This window comes from Salipiger sp. D13 (genome assembly GCF_003703915.1).
GTDB classification, from domain to species: Bacteria; Pseudomonadota; Alphaproteobacteria; order Rhodobacterales; family Rhodobacteraceae; genus Salipiger; species Salipiger profundus.
The window spans coordinates 1-11,588 of record NZ_RAPJ01000008.1; the positions used below are offsets into that span (position 1 = coordinate 1).

An 11,588-nucleotide genomic window follows, 5' to 3' on the forward strand; every position below is an offset into this window, starting at 1 on the left:
CTTGCAGCCCCGGGGGCGTCCATACACGGGACATTTGCCCTTCGCCGCGCCGCGCGGTAGCGATGGCTCCGCAACAAACGGAGCCGCCACGATGTCCCAGACCGATCCCGCCGACCTCACCGCCGCGCTGATCCGCTGCCCCTCGGTCACTCCCGACGAGGGCGGCGCGCTGGTGCTGCTAAAGGGCCTCCTTGAAGAGGCGGGCTTCACCTGCACCCGCGTCGACAAGGGCGGCATCGCCAACCTCTACGCCCGCTGGGGCGAGAAGCGGCACGCGAAGACCTTCGGCTTCAACGGCCACACCGACGTGGTGCCGATCGGCAACCCCGATGACTGGAGCGCCGACCCCTTCGGCGCCGAGATCCGCGACGGCGTGATGTTCGGCCGCGGCGCCACCGACATGAAGTCGGGCGTCGCCGCCTTTGCCGCCGCGGCGGTGGACTTCGTCCGCGACACGCCCCCCGACGGCGCCATCGTGCTGGCCATCACCGGCGACGAGGAAGGCGACGCGCAGGACGGCACCATCGCGCTCCTCGACTGGATGGCCGCCGAGGACGAGCGCATGTCGGTCTGTCTTGTCGGGGAACCCACCTGCCCCACCGAGATGGGCGAGATGATCAAGATCGGCCGGCGCGGCTCGATGTCGGCGTGGTTCACCGTGACCGGACGGCAGGGGCATTCCGCCTATCCGCACCGCGCGCTCAACCCGCTGCCCGCGATGGCGCGGCTGATGGACCGGCTCGCCTCGCACGAACTCGACCAGGGGACCGAGCATTTCGACGCCTCGACGCTGGCGGTCGTGACAATCGACACCGGCAACCCGGCGACGAACGTCATTCCCGCGCAGACCCGCGCCACGGTGAACATCCGCTTCAACGACAGCCACAGCGGCGCGGCCCTGGGCGACTGGCTGCGCGAAGAGGCCGCCGCCGTCGACGCCGCCTTCGGCACGTCGACCGAGTTAACGGTGAAGATCTCGGGCGAAAGCTTCCTGACCCCGCCGGGGCCGCTCTCCGACCTCGTGAGCCAGGCGGTCGAGGCCGAGACCGGGCGCACGCCGGAGCTGTCGACCACCGGCGGCACCTCGGACGCGCGCTTCGTCAAGGACCACTGCCCGGTGGTCGAGTTCGGTCTCGTCGGCAAGACCATGCACCAGGTCGACGAATGCGTGCCGGTCGAACAGATCCACCAGCTCAAGGCGATCTACGCCCGCATCCTGCGCGACTATTTCTCCGGCTGAGTTTCCGGCTGACCGATACAGGCGGGCCCCCCGCGCGACAGGATGACGCCTGCCCCGCGGGCCCGGGAACCCTCATCATTGCGAGGGGGTTAGTCCCGAACTCATGCGCCGGGCGCCGCCCCGGGGAAAGGACATCATGGCCGACCTGACCTGTGACGTGGCGGTGATCGGTGGAGGCACCGCCGGCCTCGCCGCTGAACGCAACGCCCGCAAGCACGGCGCGACGACCCTGCTGATCGACCCGGAGTTCGCCGGGACGACCTGCGCCACCGTCGGCTGCATGCCCTCGAAGCTGCTGATCGCGGCCGCCCGGGCCGCCCATGACGTCCGCGACGCCGCCACCTTCGGCATCCACTGCGACGGCCTCCGCATCGACGGCCCCGCCGTCATGGCCCGCGTGCGCGAAATGCGCGACGACTTCGCGGGCAGCACCCGCGAGGGGATCGCGAAGCTGCCCGACGGCATTCTCGTCCGGGCCCGCGCGCGCTTCACCTCCGCCAACAGGCTCGAACTCGACGACGGCCGCGCGGTCGAGGCCCGCTCGGTCGTGATCGCCACCGGCTCGTCACCCATGGTGCCGCCGCCCTTCCGCGAGCTGGGCGATCTGCTGCTCACCAACGAGACGATCTTCGAGCTGCCCGACCTGCCCGAAAGCCTCGCGGTGATCGGCGGCGGGGTCATCGGGCTGGAGCTGGCGCAGGCGATGGCGCGGCTCGGCGTGCGCGTGGCGCTCTTCGACCAGAAGGAGACATTGGCCGGCGTGCGGTGCGAAGCGGTGCACGAGACGCTGAAGTCGGCCATGGCCCGCGACATGGCGCTGCATCTCGGCACCTCGCCCGAGCCGTCGCTCGAAGACGGCCGCGTCCGCATCGACTGGGACGGGCAGACCGACCGCTTCCACAAGGTGCTGGTCGCCACCGGCCGGCCGCCGAACGTCCGCGGCCTCAACCTCGAGGCAACCGGCCTCGCGCTCGACGATCACGGCATGCCCGAGGTCAACCCGAACACCATGCAATGCGGCGATGCCGCGATCTTCATGGCCGGCGATGCCAACGGCGACCGCCCGCTGCTGCACGAGGCCAGCGACGAAGGCGCCATCGCCGGGCGCAACGCGATCGCCTACCCGGCGCTTGTCGCCTCCGAACGCGTCGTGCCCTTCGCGATCACCTTCACCGAACCGCCGCTGGTCACCATAGGCGCCGATGTCTGCGAGGGCGCCAAGACCGGCACCTCTGACTACAGCCGTCAGGGCCGGGCCCGCGTCGATGCGCGGAACGTGGGCACCGTGCGGCTGCACGCAGCCGCGCCCGACGGGCACCTCATCGGGGCCGACCTCTTCTGCCCCGGCGCCGACCACATGGGCCACATGCTCGCGCTGGCGATCCAGAACGGCATGACGGCCGGCGACCTGCTCGAGATGCCCTTCTACCATCCGACCCTTGAGGAAGGCCTGAAATCCGCCCTGCGCGAGATCTGCCACGCGGTGCCGCTGCGGATGCCCGGCGACCGCGATCCGGGCAACCCGCCGGGCACCTGAGAGGCCTTCTTCTGGCCGGAAATATCCCGGGGGTGAGCAGGCCCCGGCCTGCGAAGGGGGCAGCGCCCCCTCGCATTCCCGAGATTGGCCCCGAATGGCCCTGCGCGCCTGCGAGATTGCCCATGACGCGGCCCCCTCCGCGTGCTAGCTGAAGGCCATGAGCAAGCTGCCGACCAAGACGGACATCCTCGACTGGATCGCCGCGAACCCGACCCTCACCTCGAAGCGCGACATCGCGAAGGCCTTCGGGATCAAGGGGGCTGCGCGGATCGACCTCAAGCGCATCCTCAAGGAACTCGAATCCGAAGGCCATCTCGAGAAGCGCAAGAAGACCTACCGCGACCCCGACCGCCTGCCGCCGGTAACGGTGCTGCAGATGAAGGCGCCGGACGAGAACGGCGACCTCTTCGCGCAGCCGCTGGAATGGCACGGCGAGGGCATCGAACCTACCGTCCTGTTCCTGCCGCGCGCCACCGACCCCGCGCTCGGCGAAGGCGACCGCATCCTCGCCCGTCTGCAGGTCGTCCACGAGGCCGACCATAACTACGAGGCGCGCCTCATCCGCCGCATCGGCGCGAGCCCGCGCAAGGTCGTGGGCATCTTCCGCAAGGGCCACGAGGGCGGCCGCATCCTGCCCATCGACAAGGGGTCGGACAAGGAATGGACCGTCGCCCCCGACGCCACCCACGGCGCGAAGGACGGCGAGCTGGTCGAGGCCGAGCAGGCCGGGCCCCGCGCCACCCGCATGGGACTGCCTAAGGCGCGCATCGTCGAGCGGCTGGGCGACCCCTCCGAGCCCAAGGCGGTTTCGCTGATCGCCATCCACCAGCACGGCATCCCCGACGACTTCCCGCCGAAGGTGCTGGAGGAGGCCGACTCGATGAAGCCCGCCGGTCTCAAGGGCCGCACCGACCTGCGCGAGCTGCCGCTGGTCACCATCGACCCCTCCGACGCGCGCGACCACGACGATGCCGTCTTCGCCGAACCCGACGACGATCCGAAGAACGAGGGCGGCCACATCCTCTGGGTCGCAATCGCCGACGTGGCGCATTACGTCCGCCCGAACTCCGAGCTCGACCGCGAGGCGAAGCGTCGCGGCAATTCCAGCTATTTCCCCGACCGCGTCGTGCCGATGCTGCCCGACCGCCTGTCCGGCGATCTCTGCTCGCTGCACGAGGGCGTGCCGCGCGCCTGCATCGCGGTGCGCATGGTGCTCGATGCCGAGGGCAACAAGAAGAGCCACAGGTTCTACCGTGGCCTCATGCGCTCGCCCGCCTCGCTGACCTACCAGCAGGTGCAGGCGGCGCATGACGGCGCGCCTGACGACCAGTGCGGCCCGCTGCTCGAGACGGTGATCGAGCCGCTCTACGCCGCCTACGAGGCGCTCCGGGCCGCCCGCGCCCGCCGCGAACCGCTCGATCTCGACCTGCCCGAGCGCAAGGTGGTGCTGACCGAGGACGGCAAGGTCGAGTCGGTGAACTTCGTCGAGCGGCTCGACGCGCACAAGCTGATCGAGGAGTTCATGGTGCTGGCCAACGTCGCCGCCGCCGAGACCCTCATCGCCAAGAAGACGCCGCTGCTGTTCCGCGTCCACGAGGAGCCGCCGCAGGACAAGCTCGACAACCTGCGCGAGACCGCCGACGCGGCGGGCCTCACCCTCGCCAAGGGGCAGGTGCTGAAGACCGCGCATCTCAACAAGCTGCTGCATGATGCCGCCGGGCGCGACGAGGCCGACCTCATCAATCTCGCCACCCTGCGCAGCATGACGCAGGCCTACTACGGGCCGAAGAACTTCGGCCATTTCGGCCTCGCCCTGCAGAACTACGCGCATTTCACCTCGCCGATCCGGCGCTACTCCGACCTCATCGTGCACCGCGGGCTGATCTCGGCCCACGGCTGGGGCGACGACGGGCTCACCGAGCAGGAGATCGAGCGGCTGGAACAGACCGGCCAGCACATCTCGGACACCGAGCGGCGCTCGATGATGGCCGAGCGCGACACCAACGACCGCTACCTCGCGGCCTATCTCTCGGACCGCATCGGTGCCGAGTTCGGCGGGCGGATCAGCGGCATCGCCAAGTTCGGCGTCTTCGTGAAGCTCGACGAGACCGGCGCCGACGGCCTGGTGCCGATGCGCAACCTCGGGCGCGAGTATTTCCACTTCGACCGCGAGGCCGGCACGCTGATGGGCGCCGATACCGGCACCATCATCTCGCTGGGCCAGCGGGTGAAGGTGAAGCTCACCGACGCGGCACCGGTCACCGGCGGCATCGGGCTCGAACTGCTCGAACTCGAAGACGCCGAGATGCCGCAGGGCCGCGGCACCGGGCGCCCCTCGCGCGGGCGCAAGTCCGGCGGACCGCGCCGGGGCAAGCCCTCGGGCCCAGCGCGCCGCAAGGAGGCCAAGGCCAAGCGCAAGGACGCCAAGACGAAACGCAAGGTCACGCGGCAGCGCTCGCAGAAGCGCTGAGGCCCGGCCGCCTGGACGGCTCGGCCTTCGCGCATGGGCAGGAACCCGCGCGCCCTGTGCGCGGGTGCTTCGCAGAATCGCGCTCCGACGGTAGGATTGCCCCCGAGCAGCACAAGGAGCAGCCGCCATGAGAACGCGGATCCTGACCGTCATGCTGAGCCTCGTGGCCGCCGGCGCCACGGCCCAGCCCACACCCGTCGCCCCGCAGGAATCGCTGCGCCCGAGCGCCCGGCCGTTTCTGTCGACCCAAGGCGCCGCCACTGCCGTCGCGCCCGACGTGCTCGGCCCCGCGGGGTTCCGCGACTGGGTGGCCGAGTTCCGCGACCGCGCGCTCGACCAGGGCATTTCCACCAGCGTCTTCGACGCCGCCTTCCGGGGCGTCCGCTATGATCCCGCCGTCATCAAGCGCGACCGCAACCAGAACGAGTTCACGAAGACCGTCTGGGTCTACCTCGACAGCGCCGCCTCCGACGCCCGCATCGCCGCCGGCCGCAAGGCGCTGGAAGCGAACCGCGCCCTGCTCGACCGGATCGAGGCGAAATACGGCGTCGACAAGCAGGCGGTGCTGGCGATCTGGGGGCTGGAAAGCGCCTATGGCACCTTCCGGGGCTCCGACCCGGTGATCCAGTCTCTGGCGACGCTGGCCTACGACACCCGGCGCGCGGACTTCTTCGAGGGCCAGCTGGTTGACGCCCTGACCATCCTGCAGAGCGGCGACACCAGCGTCGCGCACATGCGCGGCTCCTGGGCCGGGGCGATGGGGCACACGCAGTTCATGCCGTCCTCCTTCCTCGAACTCGCCGAGGACTGGAACGGCGACGGCAAGCGCGACATCTGGAGCGACGACCCTGCCGACGCGTTGGCCTCGGCGGCGCACTACCTTGCCGAGAACGGCTGGACGCACGGCCAGCCGTGGGGCGTCGAGGTCACCCTGCCGGACGATTTCGACTACACCCTCGCGGCACGCGAGATCGAGAAATCCGCCGCCGACTGGGCGGCGCTCGGCGTGCGCGGCACAGACGGCGCGCCCGTGGCAGACCACGGCCCCGCGTCGATCCTGCTGCCGGGCGGGCACGAGGGCGCGGCCTTCATGATCTTCGGAAACTTCTCGGTCATCGAGAGCTACAACACCGCCGACGCCTACGTGATCGGCGTCGGCCACCTCGGCGACCGCATCATGGGCGCGGGACCGATCCGGCACGGCTGGCCGCGCGAGGACCGCGCGCTCACCCTGCCCGAGCGCAAGGAGCTCCAGACCCGCCTGCGCAGCGCCGGCTTCGACCCCGAGAAGATCGATGGCCGCATCGGCCCACTCACCATCAACGCGGTGCGCGACTACCAGCAGAGCGCCGGCATGGTGCCGGACGGCTACGCGTCGCTGCTGGTGCTCGACGCGCTGCGCTGAGCCGCGCCCGGCGTTTCTTCTGGCTGGAAATATCCCGGGGGTGCGGGGGCTGGCCCCCGCAATTCCTGTGTGCGGGGGCTGGCCCCCGCAATTCCTGTGTGCGGGGGCTGGCCCCCGCAATTCCTGCGTGCGGGGGCTGGCCCCCGCCATTCCTGCGTGCGGGGGCTGCCTTCAGATCGATGCGCCCCGCCACACCGTACCGTCAGCGGAACGCTGGCCCGGCAGGAATTTCAGAAGTGACTGGCGAACGCCTTCAGCACCCGCTCGTAGACATCGCGCTTGAACGGCACGATCTGATCGACGACCGAATCCGGCGCAAGCCAGCGCCACGTCGAGAACTCGGGGTGCTCGGTGCGGATGTTCACCTGTGCGTCCGTGCCGTGGAAGCGCAGCAGGAACCACTTCTGCTCCTGCCCCTTGTAGCGGCCCTTCCAGATGCGCGGCACGATGTGGTGCGGCAGCTCGTAGGGATACCACTCCGGGCTCTCGGCCTCGACCGAGACAAGGTCCGAGGTCACACCGGTCTCTTCCCAAAGCTCGCGCAGCGCCGCGTCGCGGGGTGCCTCGCCCTCGTCAACGCCGCCCTGCGGCATCTGCCAGGCAGGCTGCTCGCTGTCGATGCGCTGGCCCACGAAGACCTCGTTCGCGGGGTTCACGAGCATCACGCCGACGCAGGGCCGGTAGGGCAGTTTCTCGATCTCTTCGGGGGTCATGGTCCTGGTCTTCATGCGGGCTCCGGTGGCCCGCATCGGCGCGGACCGTCTCGGCGGAAAGAAAACGGGCGGGAAGATCCCGCCCGGTCCGTCCGTCAGTCCTGCTGTTCCTTCTCGAGCACGGTCAGGCCCTTGAGGATGTCGATGGCATAGGCCAGCTGGTAGTCTTCCTCGCGCAGGGCCGCGGCGGCTTCCGCCTTGGCGCGGTCTTCCTCGATCTGGCGGATTTCCTCTTCCGAGAGGCTGTCGTTGTCGAGACGGCCCCGGAGATCGGCTTCCGACCGCGAGAAGGGGCTGCGGCCCTGCTCTTCCTCGTCATCCTCGGCACGCGGGCTGGGCTGCTCCACGACGATGTCGGGCGACACGCCAAGCGCCTGGATCGAGCGACCGGATGGCGTGTAGTAGCGCGCCGTGGTCAGTCGCATCGCGCCATCGCCGCGCACCGGCATCACCGTCTGCACCGACCCCTTGCCGAAGGACTTGGTGCCCACGACCACCGCGCGGCGATGATCCTGCAGCGCGCCCGCGACGATTTCCGAGGCCGAGGCCGAGCCACCGTTGATCAGAACGACCATCGGCTTGCCGTCGGTCAGATCGCCCTCGGTCGCGTTGTAGCGATCGCCATCCTGCGGATCCCGGCCGCGGGTCGAGACGATCTCGCCCTTGTCGAGGAACGCGTCCGACACCTTGATCGCCTGCGTCAGCAGGCCGCCGGGGTTGTTGCGCAGGTCGAGCACCACGCCGTTGACCGCGTCCGGGCCACCGGCTTCCTCGATCCGCTCCGCGAGCCCCTCGGAGAGGTTCGGGAAGGTCTGGTCGTTGAAGGTGGTGACGCGCAGCACCACGGTATCGCCCTCGAGACGGGTCCGCACCGCGGTGAGCGTGATCGTGTCGCGCACGATGGTCACGTCGAAGGGCTCTTCCTCGCCCTCGCGCACCACGGTGACGACGATCTCGGAGCCGACCGGGCCGCGCATCAGGTCGACCGCGTCGTCGAGCGTCAGACCCAGCACGGATTCACCGTCGACATGGGTGATGAAATCTCCGGCCTCGATGCCGGCCTCGTCGGCGGGCGTGCCGTCGATGGGCGAGACCACCTTCACGAAGCCGTCTTCCTGCGTCACCTCGATGCCGAGACCGCCGAACTCGCCGCGCGTCTGCACGCGCATGTCCTCGGCATCATCGGGGGCGAGGTAGCTCGAATGCGGGTCGAGCGACGTGAGCATGCCGTTGATCGCGGCCTCGATCAGGTCGCCCTCGTCGACTTCTTCCACATACTGCGCGCGGATGCGCTCGAAGATGTCGCCGAACAGGTCGAGCTGCTCGTAGACGCTGGCGGATCTGTCGGTTTCCTGGGCCAGCAGCGGGCCGACGAATTGCGTGGTCGCCAGAACACCGGCGACCGTGCCGCCCACCGCGGCCATCAGAAACTTGTTCATGCCCATATCATCCCTTGTCGCTTGTGAACCACGTGAGCGGGTCCACGGGTCTGTCGCCCTGTCTGACCTCTATATAGAGCGTTTCCGTGCGTCCAGCGCCACCCCCATCAACAGATGGTGACGGATTGTCCCCCTCGAAACTGCCGCCCATCATCCCGACCGGGCTGCCTTCGGGCAGAACCTGCCCGGCCCGGCCGTAGGCGGCGTCGAGCCCCGCGAGAACGAACAGCAGGTCGGGCTCGGGCTCGAGAATCGTCACCAGCCCGTAGTCGAGCAGCGGCCCGCTGTAGCGCACCGTCGCGGCCACCGGCGTGGTGACCAGCGCCTCGGGCTGGGTCGCCACGAGGATGCCGGGCCGGGTCACGCCCGCCGCGTCGGCCTCTCCGGCGCGGCGCAGGACCTGTCCCTGCACCGGCAGCGGCAGCGCGCCCTTGCGGTCCGCGATCGGCGGCAGCCCCGCGGGCCGTTCGTTGTCGGCGATCTGAGACAGGCCGCTGGCAAAGCCGTCGAGCGTTTCCGTCGAGGAGATCAGGATCGCGGTCTTGATCGGATCCTCGGTGAAGCGTGTCGGCAGGTCGGTGCGGTCGGCCACCGCCTGGCTGAGCGCGGTGCGCGCCTGCTGCACCCCGGCCAGCCCCTCCTTCAGGGTTTCGGCGGCGCTTTCCTGCAGGCTGCGCAGGGCGGTGACCTCTTCGAGATCGGCCCGGACGCGCTGCGCCTCGGCGGCGAGCCCCGGTGTCACCGAGGCCAGCATCATGCCGGAGCGCGCGGCGCCCACCGGCCCCTGCGGGTGCAGCATGGCGACCGGAGCGGCGCGCTCTCCCATCCGAGACATGCCCGACAGCACCCCCAGGAGCTGCGCGATCTCGCCCTCCTGCCGGGAAAGGCGGCGGCTGAGCTCGGTCTCGCGGATGGCGGCCTCGCGCAGGCCCTCGCGCATGGCGGCGAGGCCCGACTCGTAGGCCTGCACCGTGCCGGTCAGGGCCCGCACCCGGTCACGGGCGCTCTCGGCCTCGTCGAGCCGCACCGAGGCCTGCTCGAGCGCCCGGGCCGCCGCGCGGGCGGCCTCTGCCGGGTCCTGCGCGAGCGCCGGCGCCGCCAGCAGCGAGAGGATCAGCGCCAGCCGTCTCACGCGTCGATCAGGCTCTTCCCGGTCATTTCCTCGGGCTGCGGCAGGTTCATCAGCTGCAGCAGCGTCGGCGCCACGTCGGCGAGCCGGCCGTCGTGCACCGTCGCCCCCTCGGGGCCGCCGAACAGGATCACCGGCACGAGGTTCGTGGTATGCGCCGTGTGCGGGCCGTCGGTCGCGTCGTCCCACATGGTCTCGCAGTTGCCGTGGTCGGCGATCACCACCATCGCGCCACCGGCCTTCTCGAGCGCGTCGACCACCTTGCCGAGACCCTCGTCCACCGCCTCGCAGGCCTTGATGGCCGCATCGAGGTCGCCGGTGTGGCCGACCATGTCGGGGTTCGCGAAATTGGTGACGATCAGGTCGTACTTGCCGCTCTCGATGGCCGCGACGAAGCGGTCGGCCACCTCCGGCTCGGACATCTCGGGCTGCAGGTCGTAGGTCGCCACGGCGGGCGATTTCGGCATGAAGCGGTCCTCGCCGTCCTCGGGCACTTCCTTGCCGCCGTTCAGGAAGAAGGTGACATGCGGGTATTTCTCGGTCTCGGCGAGGCGGAATTGCTTCAGCCCCTGCTTCGCGACCCATTCGCCCAGCGTGTTGACGATCACCCGCTTGGGGTAGGCGGTGGTCATGTAGGCGTTGTGGTCGTCGGAATACTCGACCATGCCCAGCAGCGCACTCAGCTCGGGCTTGTCACGCTCGAAGCCGTCGAAGTCCGGCGCGCCGACCGCCTTCAGGATCTCGCGCGCCCGGTCGGCGCGGAAGTTCATGCAGAAGAAACCGTCGTCCGCGGACAGCCCCTCGTAGCCGTCGATCAAGGTGGCCGGGATGAACTCGTCGGTCTTGTCGTTGGCGTAGCTCTGGCTGACGGCGCTCACCGGGTCGGGCGCGCGCTCGCCCGTGCCGAGGATCATCGCGTTGTAGGCCTGCTCCACCCGCTCCCAGCGGTTGTCGCGGTCCATGGCGTAGTAGCGGCCGATCACCGTGCCGATCGAGGCGCCCTCGGGCAGGCTTTCGGCAAGGTCCTTCACGAAGGCCTCGCCCGACTTGGGCGCCACGTCGCGGCCGTCGGTGATGGCGTGAATGACGACCTTGCAGCCAAGGTCGGTGATCATCTTCACCGCCGCCTTGATGTGCGCGATGTGGCCATGCACCCCGCCGTCCGAGACCACGCCCATGATGTGCGCCGTGCCGCCGGCCGCCTTCACCTTCGCGGCGAAGTCCTTGATGGCGTCGTTCTCGAAGAACGAGCCGTCCTCGATCGCAAGGTCGATCTGCCCGAGGTCCATCGCCACCACCCGGCCTGCGCCGATGTTGGTGTGGCCGACCTCCGAGTTGCCCATCTGCCCGCTCGGCAGTCCGACATCGGGACCGAAGGTCACCAGCGTCGCTTGCGGGCAGGTCGCGTTGAGCTTGTCCATCGTGGGCGTATTGGCGAGCTTCGGCGCGTTGTAGGCGCTCTCTTCGCGAAGGCCCCAGCCGTCGAGAATGGTCAGGACAACGGGTTTCGGCGTGGTCATGTGAGGAGCCCTCCTGCTGCGGTCACGCGAGGCTTAGCAGGCTTGCGGGGGGATGTGGAAGGGGATGCGCTGTCGCGCGCCGCCGGTCGGCGGCGATTGCCGCACGACAGGGCAGGCGCTGGCGGCGAAGGGGGG

8 protein-coding genes are annotated in these 11,588 nt (G+C 69.7%); 4 read left to right on the forward strand and 4 right to left on the reverse strand.

Features of this window, described 5'->3' with window-relative positions; all coding sequences use genetic code 11:
* Positions 1-91 precede the first annotated feature (91 nt).
* The 4 genes from dapE (at position 92) to D6860_RS17910 (ending at position 6,652) form a co-directional block, all read left to right on the forward strand.
* Positions 92-1,240: a succinyl-diaminopimelate desuccinylase gene (dapE, locus tag D6860_RS17895; protein WP_076622818.1), complete on the forward strand. Its 1,149-nt coding sequence runs from the start codon at positions 92-94 to the stop codon at positions 1,238-1,240.
* 136 nt (positions 1,241-1,376) lie between these two features.
* Positions 1,377-2,777, forward strand: coding sequence for a dihydrolipoyl dehydrogenase (locus tag D6860_RS17900; RefSeq protein WP_076622819.1), 1,401 nt, complete (start codon positions 1,377-1,379; stop codon positions 2,775-2,777).
* 157 nt (positions 2,778-2,934) lie between these two features.
* Positions 2,935-5,247: a ribonuclease R gene (rnr, locus tag D6860_RS17905; RefSeq protein ID WP_076622820.1), complete on the forward strand. Its 2,313-nt coding sequence runs from the start codon at positions 2,935-2,937 to the stop codon at positions 5,245-5,247.
* A 127-nt stretch (positions 5,248-5,374) separates the two neighbouring features.
* On the forward strand, positions 5,375-6,652 hold the full coding sequence (locus D6860_RS17910) for a lytic murein transglycosylase (RefSeq protein ID WP_017467220.1): 1,278 nt from the start codon (positions 5,375-5,377) through the stop codon (positions 6,650-6,652).
* Between the two features lie 230 nt (positions 6,653-6,882).
* Here D6860_RS17910 and D6860_RS17915 read toward each other — a convergent pair whose 3' ends face one another.
* The 4 genes from D6860_RS17915 to gpmI all read right to left on the reverse strand — a co-directional run bounded on the left by D6860_RS17915 (position 6,883) and on the right by gpmI (position 11,453).
* Positions 6,883-7,365 carry an RNA pyrophosphohydrolase gene (locus tag D6860_RS17915; RefSeq protein ID WP_076625286.1) on the reverse strand — a complete coding sequence of 161 codons (483 nt, stop codon included), beginning with the start codon at positions 7,363-7,365 and terminating at the stop codon, positions 6,883-6,885.
* A 95-nt stretch (positions 7,366-7,460) separates the two neighbouring features.
* On the reverse strand, positions 7,461-8,804 hold the full coding sequence (locus D6860_RS17920; RefSeq protein ID WP_076625287.1) for a S41 family peptidase: 1,344 nt from the start codon (positions 8,802-8,804) through the stop codon (positions 7,461-7,463).
* 7 nt (positions 8,805-8,811) lie between these two features.
* Positions 8,812-9,936 (reverse strand): murein hydrolase activator EnvC family protein, encoded by a 1,125-nt coding sequence (locus D6860_RS17925; RefSeq protein ID WP_076622821.1) that lies wholly within the window; start codon positions 9,934-9,936, stop codon positions 8,812-8,814.
* On the reverse strand, positions 9,933-11,453 hold the full coding sequence (gpmI, locus tag D6860_RS17930; RefSeq protein WP_076622822.1) for a 2,3-bisphosphoglycerate-independent phosphoglycerate mutase: 1,521 nt from the start codon (positions 11,451-11,453) through the stop codon (positions 9,933-9,935). Before gpmI ends, D6860_RS17925 begins: the two co-directional genes overlap by 4 nt.
* Between the last annotated feature and the right edge of the window lie 135 nt (positions 11,454-11,588).